General features: G+C 53.5%; 10 protein-coding genes. 8 read left to right on the forward strand and 2 right to left on the reverse strand.

What is annotated here, in order from left to right; all coding sequences use genetic code 11:
* Positions 1 to 150: 150 nt before the first annotated feature.
* The 7 genes from ACO064_RS12560 (at position 151) to ACO064_RS12590 (ending at position 6,533) form a co-directional block, all read left to right on the forward strand.
* Complete coding sequence (locus ACO064_RS12560; RefSeq protein WP_421831019.1) at positions 151 to 1,398, forward strand: bifunctional 3,4-dihydroxy-2-butanone-4-phosphate synthase/GTP cyclohydrolase II; 1,248 nt, start codon at positions 151 to 153, stop codon at positions 1,396 to 1,398.
* A 159-nt stretch (positions 1,399 to 1,557) separates the two neighbouring features.
* Positions 1,558 to 2,415: a hypothetical protein gene (locus ACO064_RS12565; RefSeq protein WP_421827691.1), complete on the forward strand. Its 858-nt coding sequence runs from the start codon at positions 1,558 to 1,560 to the stop codon at positions 2,413 to 2,415.
* 162 nt (positions 2,416 to 2,577) lie between these two features.
* A complete protein-coding gene (locus ACO064_RS12570; RefSeq protein ID WP_421827692.1) occupies positions 2,578 to 3,147 on the forward strand; it encodes an RNA polymerase sigma factor in 570 nt (189 codons plus the stop codon).
* Entirely contained in the window at positions 3,119 to 4,669 is a 1,551-nt protein-coding gene (locus ACO064_RS12575; RefSeq protein ID WP_421827693.1) for a hypothetical protein, read from the forward strand. The genes ACO064_RS12570 and ACO064_RS12575 overlap by 29 nt, the downstream gene beginning before the upstream one ends.
* Positions 4,670 to 4,746: 77 nt before the next feature.
* Positions 4,747 to 5,220 carry a ubiquinol-cytochrome c reductase iron-sulfur subunit gene (locus ACO064_RS12580; protein WP_114410016.1) on the forward strand — a complete coding sequence of 158 codons (474 nt, stop codon included), beginning with the start codon at positions 4,747 to 4,749 and terminating at the stop codon, positions 5,218 to 5,220.
* A 6-nt stretch (positions 5,221 to 5,226) separates the two neighbouring features.
* Complete coding sequence (locus ACO064_RS12585) at positions 5,227 to 5,916, forward strand: hypothetical protein (protein ID WP_421827694.1); 690 nt, start codon at positions 5,227 to 5,229, stop codon at positions 5,914 to 5,916.
* Between the two features lie 29 nt (positions 5,917 to 5,945).
* Positions 5,946 to 6,533: a YceI family protein gene (locus ACO064_RS12590; protein WP_421827695.1), complete on the forward strand. Its 588-nt coding sequence runs from the start codon at positions 5,946 to 5,948 to the stop codon at positions 6,531 to 6,533.
* Positions 6,534 to 6,719: 186 nt separating this feature from the next.
* On the opposite strand, the gene ACO064_RS12595 is transcribed toward ACO064_RS12590, so the two are convergent.
* Positions 6,720 to 7,394 (reverse strand): cytochrome c oxidase subunit 3, encoded by a 675-nt coding sequence (locus ACO064_RS12595; protein WP_421827696.1) that lies wholly within the window; start codon positions 7,392 to 7,394, stop codon positions 6,720 to 6,722.
* 415 nt (positions 7,395 to 7,809) lie between these two features.
* Between ACO064_RS12595 and ACO064_RS12600 the strand changes: the two genes are divergently transcribed.
* Entirely contained in the window at positions 7,810 to 13,770 is a 5,961-nt protein-coding gene (locus ACO064_RS12600) for a putative Ig domain-containing protein (protein WP_421827697.1), read from the forward strand.
* 88 nt (positions 13,771 to 13,858) lie between these two features.
* Here ACO064_RS12600 and ispE read toward each other — a convergent pair whose 3' ends face one another.
* Positions 13,859 to 14,665 carry a 4-(cytidine 5'-diphospho)-2-C-methyl-D-erythritol kinase gene (gene ispE / locus ACO064_RS12605; protein WP_421827698.1) on the reverse strand — a complete coding sequence of 269 codons (807 nt, stop codon included), beginning with the start codon at positions 14,663 to 14,665 and terminating at the stop codon, positions 13,859 to 13,861.
* Between the last annotated feature and the right edge of the window lies 1 nt (position 14,666).

The following is a 14,666-nucleotide window of genomic DNA, read 5'->3' on the forward strand; positions in this document are numbered from 1 at the left end:
AGCGTATCGAACGTATCTTTGTGGAACAATGTTCTAAAAGACGTGAGAATAAAGAAGTGAGACAAGAGATAGAAACCGTAAAATGGACTCACGCCCCTTGTCTGTCATCTCTTGTCTCACTTCTATTTTCTCAAGTCATTTCACTGTATGATGAGCAATAATAATACCAATCCCGGGAGTCTGCTGGATCGGATTGAAGACGCGATTCAGGATATTCGCGATGGAAAAATCATTATCGTCGTGGACGATGAGGACCGGGAAAATGAGGGTGACATGATCTGCGCTGCGGAGAAAATCACGCCCGAAATGGTCAATTTCATGGTCAAAGAAGGCCGCGGTTTGATGTGCGCTCCCCTCACCGAAGCACGTTGTCAGGAACTGGGCCTGGAAATGATGGTGGGCAACAACACCTCCGTTCATACGACGCCGTTTACGGTATCCGTTGATTTGCTGGGCAACGGCTGCACGACAGGCATCTCGGCCAGCGACCGCGCCAAAACGATCCGTGCGCTCGTCGATCCGGAAACCAAACCGGAAGATCTGGGTCGTCCGGGGCATATTTTCCCGCTGCGGGCCGTCGATGGGGGCGTCATCCGCCGGGCGGGGCATACAGAAGCCGCCATTGATTTTGCCGAACTCGCGGGTTTACAACCGGCGGGGGTGCTAATCGAGGTGCTGAACGAAGACGGCACGATGGCGCGGCTTCCCGAACTGCGGACGATGGCCGACAAATTTGGCATGAGGCTGGTCAGTATTCAGGATTTGATCGAATACCGGTTGCAGCAGGAAAGCCTGATCAAACGCGAGATTGGGGTGAACATGCCCACCACGTACGGCGATTTCGAACTGATTGCCTACAAACAACTCAACACCGACGACACGCACCTGGCCCTGATCAAAGGCACCTGGGAGAAAAACGAACCCGTGCTGGTGCGCGTCCACTCGTCCTGTGTGACGGGCGACATCTTTGGCTCGTGTCGCTGCGATTGCGGGGAACAGCTTCATGCCGCCATGAAAATGGTGGAACAGGAAGGCAAAGGCCTGGTGCTTTACATGTTTCAGGAGGGACGCGGCATTGGGCTGATGAACAAACTGAAGGCGTATAAATTGCAGGAAATGGGCCGCGATACCGTCGAAGCCAACCTGGAACTGGGCCTGCCGATGGACGCCCGGGACTATGGCGTCGGTGCGCAGATTCTGCGGGATCTGGGCATCACCAAGCTCCGCCTGATTTCCAATAATCCCAAAAAACGGGCGGGATTAATGGGCTACGGACTCGAAATTGTCGAAACCGTCCCCATCAATATTCGTCCCAACCCGCATAACGAAGTGTATTTACGAACCAAGCGGGACAAAATGGGTCACGAACTCAGCCATTTTACCGATCAGGTCGGTTAACAATCCCCATCGTTTAGTGTAGCCCGTCATGACTGACGGGCTTTTTTTTGCCCTTTTTTACCGGACACGCAACCCTTTCCCAGCCGCTGTCGTACTGCCATCGAATCGATTCGACAGGTACCATTTCATTTGTAATTCTAATCTTTCTATCTATTTGCTATGAAATCAAGATGGATGGCGACCCCTGTGGCCGCCCTGTTGCTTATTGTCGGTTCGATAACCCAGTCCTGTGACAACGATTCGGAGGAGACCACGCCAACGCCCCCGGAACCCGCCATCAACCTGACCAGCACCTCGCTGGGCAACGTGATGACCGATGAAACCGGCCGGACACTCTATTTCTTTTCCAACGATTACGACAGCACCGGCGCGTCGACCTGCACCGGCGGCTGTTTGACCAACTGGCCGGTATTTTACCGCGCAACCCCCAAACTGGCTTCCGGTCTGACGGCCACCGATTTCGGCACCCTTACCCGGGCCGATGGCGCGAAGCAAACCACCTACAAAGGATGGCCGCTCTACTACTTCAAGGATGACGCCAAATCGGGCGATGTGAAAGGCGAAAACGTGAGCAACGTCTGGTTTGTTGCCAAACCGACCTACTCCATCATGATCGCCAGTGCTCAGTTGGTGGGCCACAATGGCAAATCGTATACGGCTGATTACAAAGAAGGCACCGGAAAAACGATTTATTTTACCGACGGGATGGGTCGAACCCTGTACGGTTTTAAAAACGACAAAAACATGAAGAACAACTACACCAAGTCCGACTTCAGCAACAACGCCCTCTGGCCTTTGTACGAAGAAACGCTGAAAGAAGTGCCTTCTACGATCGACAAAACGCTGTTTGGCAGCATCACGGTTTTCGGACGCCAGCAGTTGACGTTCAAAGGCTGGCCATTGTACTATTTTCAGCAGGACAACGGAAAACGCGGTCTGAACAAAGGCATCAGTTTTCCACAACCCGGCGTGTGGCCCATCATCAATAAAGACACTCCGGTTGCCCCGGCGCCCTGATTGGTTGCGGTCTTCGGTGAGTCAGTTCTCGCTTTTTTTGTATCTTGCTCTGTCCTGCCAATCTATGTGAAATGAGAACTGCTCACTGAAGATCGCCACTATTTTGCCCGATTGACGCAACCCATTTGCGTTGATCAACGTACTGAGATTGAAAACCGACGTATGACCGTTCCCTCCCCAGATATCGCCGGACTCTTGAAGGAATGCCAGAATGGCAATCGCAGAAGCCAGGAGCAGCTTTACCGGCAGTTCTATGGGTATGCGATGGGAATTTGTGTGCGATATTCATATAGCCGGGACGAGGCTGTGGAGATTTTGAACGATGGCTTTATGAAAGTGTTTACCCGCTCGGATCAATACCGCACCGAAGTGCCTTTCAAGATGTGGTTGCGCCGGATCATGATCAATACCGCTCTTGATTATTACCGGCTGAATCTGAAACACCGGTACCACGAAGACATCGATCAGGCGGGTCAATTACCCGACGTTGAGGCCAGTGCTCTCGACCAACTGAGCTATGAAGAATTGATGGAAGTCGTCCAGTTGCTGACACCGGCCTACCGAATGGTTTTTAATTTATACGCCATCGATGGCTACACCCACGAGGAGATTGCCGGCCAGTTGAACATCTCGGTTGGGACGTCCAAATCAAATCTGGCGCGTGCCCGTGAACAATTGAAACAATTATTAAAACGTAGATGCCATGGCGAGTTTGCAAGAACTTCCCGATGACGAACTGGATAAGCTCTTCCGGTCGTCAGCCGAGGAGTTTGAACCGCCTTACAATGCTGACGACTGGAACAGCCTGCGCCAACGTCTTGACGAAGACGATCGGTCGCGGTTTCTCTACCGGTTTATTTATTGGGGCCTGCCGCTGTTATTGCTGTTGCTGACCACGGTTTCGCTGGTGGTGCAGCCGGACGAAGTGCGGCCACCCGCGTCAAAAACAGGACCCCGGACAGAGTCGGTTTCGACACCGGGAACCGGACGGCCCCCGGCTGTTGCTACGGAAAAGGTGAATCCGGCAAAAGCTACCGAAAACCGGCTACCGGAAAAACCGGCTGAAAAAATCGCTTCGGCCCGGACGGAATCGACGCCGGAAACCGGGGTGAGTCCCACGCTGCGGCCATCCGTTTCGGAAGTATCCGGCAGTAAGACGATGGCAACGCCATCTCTGAAGCCCACGAATGAAAACCGTTCTGTTCTGAAAAACCGCTCGGAGAAAACGGCACGCGTGATACGGAAACGATCTGGAGCAACGGTTTCGCGTAACCCAACGAACGCTGATCAGACGGTTTCGACAGTTTCTGAAACTGAAAGTAAGAACCTGACCCGAACCCAATTACCCAGAACCGCTGACTATGCCGCCGTTCCGTCGATCGTAAAAAACCGTCGGACGCAACCAGTTTCTGATTTAAATGGCCCGGCTTATTCGGTAGTTGTTCCCAGCGAAACATCGTTGGCAGAGCCAACGGAAACCAGGACTCCGGTTTTGGAAAATGAACCACTCGACTGGATGGGAAATTTGACCTACATCCCAGCCCGGCCACCGGCAAAACCGGTTTTGCCGTCGCTGCCTGAACTGGATCTGGAACCCGTTCGGCCACCGGTTGGAGCCAAAATCGTTGCGCCAGCGATTCCGGTCATTGGGTATCCTGCCTTATCGGTTCGGTTCGTTGCGGCTCCTGATCTGAATTTTGTGGGACACAGTCGAAAAGCTGCCGGGGATTTTGAAATGGGCGTAGTAGCCGAATACCGCTTTTTACGGCGGTTTACAATCCAAAGCGGTGTTTTACGATCCGTCAAAAAATACACGGCTCCGGCGTCGGACTACGCCAAACCGGCTCACTGGTATGGACCAAAATACGAAAGTGTCGGGGCAGTGTGCACGGTTCTCGACATTCCGGTCAATCTGCGGTTCGATGTGATGCTGAACGACCGGCGACGGTGGTTTATCAGTTCGGGGGTTTCGTCGTACATCATGCAGAAAGAATATTACGAATACAATTACCCAGCCGGTGTTGTCCCCGGTAATTCAAAATATGTCGAATGGTCGGGCAGCACCGGTTTTCACCGATTTAGCCATTTGAATATTTCCATTGGCTACGAACGCAACTTCCGTTCCGACGGCCTGCTGCGCCGGTTTTCCTGGCAGGTTGAACCTTTCCTGAAAAGCCCGCTGTCCAAACTGGGCTACGGCCAAATCCGGTTGACGAGTACCGGCGTATTTTTCTCGTTGCGCTACCGGCTTTGATCAACACTTTTTGTGGTTGCCAGATCGTTAGTCGTAAATACTGTATGTACATTAATTAACAACCTACTCATTAATTTATGGAGACCAACCAACAAGAACCGATCAAACGAAGTGAGTTCCTTCGGAGCCTGGGATTGAGCAGTGCGGCATTGATGGCGTTTTACTGCATGGGAACACTGACTTCCTGTTCAAAAGGTTCTGACGATCCGGATCCAACGCCCACCCCCACCGGTAAAGTTGATTTTACGATTGACCTGAATAGCAGTACGTATGCGGATTTGAAAGATGCCACCAAGAAGTTTGTGTATAAAGACGATGTTCTGATTGCCCAGATCAAGACGGGTGACTACATTGCTCTCTCAAAAATCTGTACGCACGAAGGAAATCTGGTTACCTACCGTCCCACCGTTGATAATTTTTATTGTCCCAACCACGGTTCGGTGTTCGACACGACGGGTAAGGTTACCGTTCCGGCCGTAGCCAACCAGGCCAGCCTGAAAAAATACAGTACAACCCTGACCGGTACCAGTCTGCGCGTATTTGAAGCCTGATCATCTATGAAGCATTTGTTGATTGTTTGCCTGCTTACCATTCTCTATTGGCCACTTCGGGCTCAGGACTCGACGCGCGTAAGAACGTCGGCTGATACCACTATTAAACCGTCCGACGCCAACGACCTGCTGGCGGAGCTGGGCGACAGTACAGCGGATGCACAGGAGTTGTTACCCAAAAAGATGGTTTTCACCCAACGGGCGTTTTGGGGGCCGAAGGGACTGCTTCGGCTCACCAACATTGCCCCGCTGACGCCCCAGGGTCGTGAGAAAGAGTTGAAAATCCGCCGGGCGTTTCTGGTGAGCCATCAGGTTCTGGGGTTTGTCACCCTGGCCGGTTTTGTGGCCCAGGGCATTCTGGGATCGAAACTCTATAAGGCCAAAGGACTGGATTATTCCCGGATCAAGGAGCAGCACGAAACGATGGCCACCGTCATCAACTTTTCGTATGGCACCACGGCTTTGCTGTCGCTGACCTCGCCACCGGGGTTGCCCACCGCCAGCCGGAAACGTGGATTCAGTTCGATCAAGCTGCACCGCGCCCTGGCCGTTGTTCACCTGACGGGCATGGTGGCCACCAACATCCTGGCTCGTAAAGTAAGCAGCAACGCCGATTTGAAGCCCTACCACCGGGCGGCCGCCTACACCACGTTTGGAGCGTATGCGGCCGCAATCATCGCCATCAAACTCAAGTAAGTTCACTCATTTCACGCCGGATTACTACGATGACTGCTTTTTCATACCAAAAGCTGACGGGTTGGCTATTGCTTGTCAGCACCGGACTGGTGGCGTTTCACCAACCGGATCATGCGCCCGCACCGGCCAAACGGAAGCTGATGGCCGACCGGACCAAATCGACAATCACCTACGCCATGTCGCACCCCATGCACAGTTTTGAAGGCGTCAGCCGCGATGTAGCGTGCGTGATGGTGATCGACGACGCCAACAAGATCGAGAGCGTAGCGGCTGCCACCAAAGTGTCCAGCTTCGACAGCGATAACACCAACCGCGACTCCCACGCGCTGGAAAAAATGGAAGCGTTGAAATACCCCAAAGTGACCTTCACCAGCAACGATGTGCAGCAGCAGGGGAACAATCTGACCGTTAAAGGCAATCTGACCTTCCACGGCGTCACCAAACCGGTCGTTATTCTGGGAACCCGCCAGGACGACAATGCGCAGGTGACCATCAAAGGGGAGTTCGACATCAATTTGTCCGATTACAAAGTAGAAAAACCGTCATTGATGATGGTCCCGGTCGATGAAAAGGTCAAATTGAAATTGTTGATGGTTTTTAAAAATACGGATTCGTAACGCTGCGCTCCGCTGAAGAAGTTCTTTTCTTAAAAAAAACACCCTGACAGCGGCCGAAAGACCCTGTCAGGGTGTTTTTTTTAACCCCGTCAGGTGTTCGACAGCGCAGCGTCGGTAGCAACCGAAATCCAATCACGAAAACCAGTCTTATAGCCCCAGTCGACCCCGGTTTTGGATTGGGTGAATTTACACGCCGTGGTGATACAGTAAAAACAGAAAAAGGCACAGCCACAGCACATCCACAAAATGCCAGAACAGCGTAAACAACTTGATTTTTAGCAAATTGGGCGGATTAACGCTATAAACAAAGGCTTCGACATACGGGATTCGGCGCATCGCTTCGGCAAACGCAATGGACAGAAAAATTAAGCCTACTACAATGTGCAGCAGATGCAGCCCGGACAACACAAACAGAAAGCTGCCGGACGGAGTGGTTTGCAAATAAACGCCCTTCAGCATCAATTCCCGCCACCCCAGCACCTGTAGCACCACGAACAGGGCCCCCAGAAAAACCGTCGTGCCCAGATACAGCCGGTATTGCGTAAACCGCTCATGTCGAAAGGCCCCGTTGGCAATGTGCAACGTCAGGCTACTGGCCAGAATAACGCCCGTGCTGGCTAGAAAAACCGTGGGCAGCGGAACAGCACGCCAGTCGGAACCCACTTTTCGGGCGATGTAAGCCAGCAGCAGAACGGTGAAACTAAAAATACTGGCGGCAATGCACAGCCACAGCATGAAGCGCTTGGGCTCCCGGCGACGCGTCATAAAGTTATTCTGGCGACGGGTTTCCATCGGGCGACACCACCACGGTTTTAAGGTTTGTTTGCCAAACGCAAACCGGCCAAAAATGGTTTGGCGCATTTGGCAGTTCGTAAAAATACAACACGATTCGGGATGGATAAAGTCCTTTACTACCCAATTTAAAGCATGTTACTACACTGCCATTAAATCGCTCGACAATACATGAAAAAACCGCCTTTTATCTTTATAAAATCCAGTAATACAGCCAATTTCAGCTTAAAACATAATTATATTGAGGTGATTATGGATAACCGGATACTAAGTTAAAGTAACTTCAAGTTTTGCGGCCCAATTTTTGTTAGCTATCTTTCCAAAATATTAAGATTCTTCTATTTGTCCCGCTTTCTGCTGAGGTGCCTATTGGTATTTATTAACTCATCTTTCTATGCTCAACTCCTTTACTTCACGTACCTGTGCTGCTCTGATATTGTCTGTATTCCTGTCTCTGATCGGGTACGGACAAGTGGGAATAAATATGGAAGACAAGGATTACATTAACTCCGTTACCCCCGCTCCGAATCCCGCTGTCAGTTTCAAAGCCGCCACCAATTTGGTCTTCGATAAAGCCGGCAACCTGTATGTTGCGTGCCGGTATGGACTGGTCTACCGGGTCAAAAGGGGCGAGACCAAGGCCACGGTTATTCTGGATATTCAGGAAGAAGTGGCCGGGTATGGCGACCACGGCCTGCTGGGATTTACGCTGGACCGCGATTTTTTGACGAATGGCCGGTTTTTCGTTTACTATACCGTCGATATATACTGGTACGATAATGTCGGCAAGCCGGATTATCAGCCCAATAAATCAACGGATAATGTGGCAACCATCGGGCGGCTGGTCCGGTATACCGTCAATCCCAACAATGAGTATAAGGCCGATCCGGCCAGCCGGAAAATCCTGATCGGTGAAACCATGGAGGACGGCGTCCCGATTGTTACCGCTTCGCACGCGGGCGGTGGGCTAACCACCGGGACCGATGGCAGCATTCTGTTGGGCACGGGCGATGCCGCCAGCTTTGTGGAGGTAGACATCGGCTGTAACAATACGACCTGGTACCTACAGGCCATCGACCGAAAAATCATTAAAACCATTCCGTCGGACGGATACGGGGGCTGTAACACCTATAGCCCGGACCGGATTACGGAGAACATCGGCGCATACCGCTCGCAGGCCCTGTTTTCACTTTGCGGTAAGATTCTGCGAATCAATCCGGAAAACGGAGAAGGCTACCCTTCCAACCCCTTCTACAAAGGTGCCGGTTCGGATCTGAAACTGGCCCAGAACCGGGTGTATGCGCTCGGTTTCCGGCAGGCCTTTAAAATGTCGGTACGACCCAATACGGGCAATCCTGACCCATCCGGCGGAAATCCGGGCGTTCTTTACGTCGGTGACGTAGGCTTTTCGTCCTGGGAAGAGCTGAACGTGGTGTCGGCACCGGGCCAGAACTTTGGCTGGCCCTACTACGAAGGCCATGCTCAGGGCCGGATCGGCTATTGGAAATCGGAAGCTTTCAAACCGGCGAATCCCATCAAACCCCGCATCCAGTACCGGGAGAATAAGAACACGGAAATCATTCAGGGCAACACCGTCGTTAGCTCCGACAAACGGCCGCTCGAAGGAAACTGCATCATCGGTGGCGTCTGGCACGAAGGTGGCGGAAATTACCCGAAAGAATTTCAGGACACGTATTACTTTGCCGACTACGGAACCGGCTGGATTGCGGGTGCCAAATTTGGCCATGACGAAAACCCGGAAGCGGGGAGTCTCTTTAAAATGGCCACGAAAATGACCGTCACCCCCTTTTCGGAAAGGATTGTGGGGATGGCATTCAACCCCTATGACCGGAACATTTATTACGTCACCCTGGGCGAAAAATCGCTGGTTCGTCAGTTTGCCTTTACCACCAACCAGCCGCCAACCGCCGTCATTACCCAGGATAAAACGTTTGGTAACAGTCCATTGGTCGTTAATTTCTCCGCCAACGATTCGTATGACCCGGAAGGAACCGATCTGAGTTATGAATGGAATTTTGGCGACGGCAGTTCCAAGAATCTGACTAAAAACCCGCCCGCCAAAACCTTCACTTTCGGCGGCCAGAAGTCTTACACCGTTTCGCTGAAAGTGACGGATGCAGCGGGAAAAAGCAACACCACGCAGACGGTTATTTCACTCAACAACACCCCCCCAACCATTCAAACCACCAGTGTCGACGGCTACAACTCGATTTCGCTGCCGCAAACGATCAACCTGAATGCGACGGCGACAGACAGCCAGACACCGGCGGATCAGTTAAAATACCAGTGGAACGTGTATCTCTACCACAATGACCACCGGCATTCGGTGTCTATCTTCAACGGCCCAACCGGAACGGTGACGCTGACGGAAGGCGACTGTGATGGCGAAGCCAGCTACTGGTATGGCCTGGTTCTGGACGTTACCGACGGGGGTGGTCTGACAACCACATACACCAAATACGTTTACCTGAACTGTGCGGGTCAGCAACAATCCATCACCTTTGATCCGATTGGCGACAAAGCTCCCACCGCCCCGTCGTTCAGGCCCCCGGTTTCGGCCACGTCCGGTTTGCCGATTTCCCTGTATGTGGCCGATGGCCCCGCCGTCATCGAAAATGGCCAGGTTCGGTTAACGGGCGGGATTGGCCGGGTTACGATCCGCGCCACCCAACACGGAAACGGTCAATACAAATACGCACAGCCGGTCGAGCGGTCTTTCATGGTAACCAACAATGCCCCCTCGACGCCGGATACGCAGAACCCTTCAGCTCCCTCCGGTCTGGCCGCTTCCAACATTACGGCCACGTCGCTGCAACTGAACTGGAACGCGTCGTCGGATAATGTGGGTGTAACCGGCTATGATGTCTACCAGGGTGGGACAAAAATCAATACCAACCTGGTCTCGGGCACCACGTTTGCCGTTACGGGACTGAGCCCCAGCACCGCTTATGCCTTCCATGTGATAGCCCGGGATGCCGCTTCAAACAGTTCCGGCAACAGCAACACGGCCAATGCAACCACCTCGGCCGCTCCGTCCGGCAACCAGCCTCCGGTGGTTCCCGGCACACTTTCGCTTAATGCGGCCACGGTGAATGTCCTTTATACATCCAATGCGCTCACGGCTTTTACCGATCCGGAAGGCGATGCGCTGACTTATTCGCTGGCGGGTTTGCCCGGCACGTTGAATTTCAATGCCACCAACCGAACCATTACGGGCACCCCAACCGCTACGGCAACGTACTCGCTCACGTATTCGGCCACGGATAACCAGCACCCGGCGGTGACCACCCTGGTGACACTGACGGTCAATGGAACATCCACCATACCGACTGCCAATCTGGACGGGTATCTGACGCAGGAAGTCAATTGCAACACGCTTTCGGGCTGGGCCTGGGACCGTACGGCCCCCAATACACCCGTTACGATTGAGTTTTTCGATGGAGCTTCCATTGCCGCCGGTACTCCGCTGGGGTCTGTGGTGGCTAACGTCTACCAGCAGCATTTGAAAGATGCGGGCAAAGGAAACGGCGAACACTGGTACAACTTCCCGATCCCGGAAAGCGTTAAAACCAGCACGAACCGCACCATCTGGGCACGGGTACAGAATTCCGAGTTCACCCTCAAGTGGGCTCCCAAAACCATCAACTGTGCCGGTAGCGGAGTTCCGCCTGCCAACCTGCCACCGACTCCGCCCTCGGTGTCGTCCTTGTCGGCCTTCGTAAACACCGCCTTTACGTCCGCAGCACTGGCCGCGTTCACCGACCCGGAAAGCACTCCCCTGACTTATGAACTTCAGGGACTGCCCCAAAACCTGACCTTCAATGCCTCGACACGGGTCGTCAACGGGACACCGGCCACTACCGGCACGTTTAGCCTGACCTACACTGCCACCGATCAGCCGGGGGCTAAAACCAGCGTTGTCTTTTCGCTCATCGTCAACGAAACCAATAACCCGCCCGCCAATGTGCCACCGGCAGCGCCAACCGTTTCGCCCCTGTCGGCAACCGTCAACGCGGCTTACTCAATGACCCTGCCCGCCTTCACCGATACCGATCCGCTCAGCTACACCCTCACCGGATTGCCATCAGGACTCGGTTTCAACGCCAGCACCCGCGTCATTTCCGGAGCGCCTACCCAGCAGGGTACTTTCACGCTCACCTACGCGGCCAATGATGGAAAAGTCACCGAAAGCACAACCATCAGCCTGGCCGTAGCCGCCGGAACCGGCAACCCGCCCCCGGTGGTCACCGGTAGCTTTGAAGGCTACCTCGATGTCGTCAATTGTTCGACGTTCTCGGGCTGGATATGGGACCGCGACAAACCCAACACGCCCATTACCATCGAGTTTATGGACGGACCAACCGTAGCCGGTTCAACGGTGATCGACCAGACCGTGGCCAATATTTTCCGGCAGGATCTGAAAAATGCCAATAAAGGCAATGGCGCTCATGGCTATAGCTTTGTGGTGCCGGAACAACTCAAGGACAACCAGACGCACACGATCTGGGCCCGGGTGGTCGGCTCTGAATTTATTCTCAAGTGGGCTCCCAAAACGATTACATGTGTGGGAACCGGAACACCACCCGCCAATGCAGCCCCGGTAGCCCCGGCGGTTTCGCCCCTCTCGGCGACAGTAAACGTGGGATTCACGGCCAGTGCGCTACCGGTTTTCACCGATGCCGAGAACGATGCACTGACCTACACCCTGACGGGCTTACCCGGCAATCTGTCGTTTGATGCCAATACGCGCGTGATTTCCGGAACGCCGACACAACAGGGAACCTTCACGCTGACCTATTCGGCGAAGGACAGCCAACATGCCCCGGTGCCGACCACACTGACACTGACCGTCAACGCGGGAGGAGACACACCACCGGCCAACGTTCCTCCGGCGGCCCCGGCGGTTTCGCCCCTCTCGGCCACCGTCAATGCCGCCTATTCGTCCACCTTACCGGCTTTCACCGATACCGATCCGCTGTCTTATACCCTCACCGGGTTGCCATCGGGACTCGGTTTCAATGCCAGTACGCGCGTCATTTCCGGAACGCCTACGCAGCAGGGAACTTTCTCGCTGACGTATGCCGCCAACGATGGGAAAGTCACCGAAAGCACAACCATCAGCCTGGCTGTTGCGGCTGGCGGCACCGCGCCCCCACCGGCTCCGGCGGCTAACTTCGACGGATACCTGGCGAAGGAAGTCAGTTGCAGCACGATTTCGGGTTGGGCCTGGGAGCGGGCCAAAGGCAATGCGGTGGTCACGGTCGAGTTTTTCGTCGGTGCTTCGATTGCTAACGGTACGTCACTGGGTTCCATTCCCGCCGACGTTTTCAAACAGCACTTGCTGGATGCCGGCAAAGGAAACGGGATACACTGGTTTGATTTCCCCATGCCGGAAAGTATTAAAAACGGTCAGAATCAGACCATCTGGGCGCGGGTGGTCGGATCCGATTTTACCCTGAAAGATTCGCCGAAAATTATCAATTGTGCGGGAAGCGGAACACCACCAGCCAATGCGGCTCCGGTGGCTCCTGCGAGCATCTCACCCTTGTCGGCCACCATCAATGTCGCCTTCACGGCCAGTGCGCTGCCAGTTTTCACCGATGCCGAAAATGATCCGCTGACCTACACCCTGACGGGGTTGCCCAATGGCGTTAACTTCGATGTCAATACGCGTGTGATCTCCGGTACACCGACCGCCAGCGGCCCCTTTACGCTGACTTACTCAGCCAAAGACAGCCAGAATTCGCCGGTTTCAACCACGCTAACCCTGACGGTCAATACCGGTGGTGGCACTACGCCCCCGCCCACCAGTGGCGGCAGTGGACCGGGCAATTACGAAGGGTACCTTGATGTGGTCAATTGCACCAGCATTCAGGGCTGGCTTTGGGATCGCAACCGCCCGAACACACCCATTACCGTTGAATTCCTGGATGGGAATACGGTGGTAGGCGCGGTCGATGCCAATATTTTCCGGCAGGATCTGAAAAATGCCAACAAAGGCAACGGGATTCACGGGTACAGTTTCACGGTACCGGCCTCACTCAAGGATGGGCAGAATCACTCGATCAGTGGTCGGGTGCCGGGTGGTAATTTCACTCTGAAATGGTCGCCCAAAATCCTGAATTGCCCCAATGGCAGTCGGCAGGGAATAGACGAGCGCGTCGAGTTAAGCATGGAGCTGACGGTCAGTCCAAACCCCAGCCGGGGCAAGGTCGAAATCAAGTACATGGTGGAGGCCGATCGCTGGGCTGATTTGCAGGTGGTAGACATGATGGGTCGTTCGATCTGGCAAAAAGCGACCATTGGCACAGGCAAAATGGAGCGCGAAACCATCGATCTGAGTTCGGAGGGAGCCAATTTGTACTTAATTCAGTTGCAGACTGCCAAACAGATTGTTACCAGACGCTTGCTAATTAATCGCTAAAAAAGTCTGCTTCCTTCAAAAAAAAGAACCCGTCGGTGAAAACTGACGGGTTCTTTACATTCGCATCGTTTTTGTTTTCAATAAGCGCTCATACGGTTTTCTGCCAGACCTGATAGGGATGAAAAAAATCCGGTAATGATACCGCTTGCTCGAAAATACCGTAAATAGTGGAGCCCGAACCACTCATACTGGCATAGACAGCCCCCGCTTGGTATAGTTCTTGTTTCACTGTATCCAGAATCGGATAGACCGGGAAAAGGCTGGTTTCAAAATCATTTCGGATGGTATTTCGCCAGGTTTCCACCGGATTTTGCAACAACGCACGCAGCGATGCAACGGGTTTTTGAGGTCGGACGCCGGCGTAGGCTTCGGCCGTTGAAATGGCCAGATTGGGATATACCAGAACGATGGTGTAGCCACGGAGTGAGACGTCAATATCCTGAAAACGATCTCCCTTTTCGAAGCAATACAAGGGCCGATTCTGAATAAAAAAGGCACAATCACTGCCTAACCGGCGTGCATACGTTTCTAATTGCTCTTTTGACAAGGCCAGGTTGAATTGCTCGTTGAGCAGGATCAGCGTAAAGGCGGCATCGGCCGAACCTCCGCCCAGACCTGCTCCGATCGGGATGAGTTTATGCAGATACATCTGAACGGGCGGCAATTCAAAATCGACCTTCAGACTTTCATATGCCCGCAGGCAAAGGTTGGTAGCGGGGTCGCCCGGAATGTCGGTTCCACTGATTTCAAACGACGTTTTCGAGGCCGGAATGATTTCCAGCAGGTCGTTCAGCGGAACCGGGTAGAAGCACGATTCCAGATTATGAAAGCCATCCGGCCGTTTCTCCATGATCTGCAAACCGATGTTGATTTTGGCATTAGGGAAGCGTATCATT

This window comes from Larkinella sp., assembly GCF_965227735.1.
Lineage (GTDB): Bacteria > Bacteroidota > Bacteroidia > Cytophagales > Spirosomataceae > Larkinella.

What these genes read in the sequence shown, in the direction of transcription:
- ispE (WP_421827698.1), bottom strand. Translation starts at nt 14,665, where the DNA reads ATGATACGCTTCCCTAATGCCAAAATCAACATCGGTTTGCAGATCATG.
- ACO064_RS12560 (WP_421831019.1), top strand. Translation starts at nt 151, where the DNA reads ATGAGCAATAATAATACCAATCCCGGGAGTCTGCTGGATCGGATTGAA.
- ACO064_RS12565 (WP_421827691.1), top strand. Translation starts at nt 1,558, where the DNA reads ATGAAATCAAGATGGATGGCGACCCCTGTGGCCGCCCTGTTGCTTATT.
- ACO064_RS12580 (WP_114410016.1), top strand. Translation starts at nt 4,747, where the DNA reads ATGGAGACCAACCAACAAGAACCGATCAAACGAAGTGAGTTCCTTCGG.
- ACO064_RS12575 (WP_421827693.1), top strand. Translation starts at nt 3,119, where the DNA reads ATGGCGAGTTTGCAAGAACTTCCCGATGACGAACTGGATAAGCTCTTC.
- ACO064_RS12585 (WP_421827694.1), top strand. Translation starts at nt 5,227, where the DNA reads ATGAAGCATTTGTTGATTGTTTGCCTGCTTACCATTCTCTATTGGCCA.
- ACO064_RS12590 (WP_421827695.1), top strand. Translation starts at nt 5,946, where the DNA reads ATGACTGCTTTTTCATACCAAAAGCTGACGGGTTGGCTATTGCTTGTC.
- ACO064_RS12570 (WP_421827692.1), top strand. Translation starts at nt 2,578, where the DNA reads ATGACCGTTCCCTCCCCAGATATCGCCGGACTCTTGAAGGAATGCCAG.
- ACO064_RS12600 (WP_421827697.1), top strand. Translation starts at nt 7,810, where the DNA reads ATGGAAGACAAGGATTACATTAACTCCGTTACCCCCGCTCCGAATCCC.
- ACO064_RS12595 (WP_421827696.1), bottom strand. Translation starts at nt 7,394, where the DNA reads ATGCGCCAAACCATTTTTGGCCGGTTTGCGTTTGGCAAACAAACCTTA.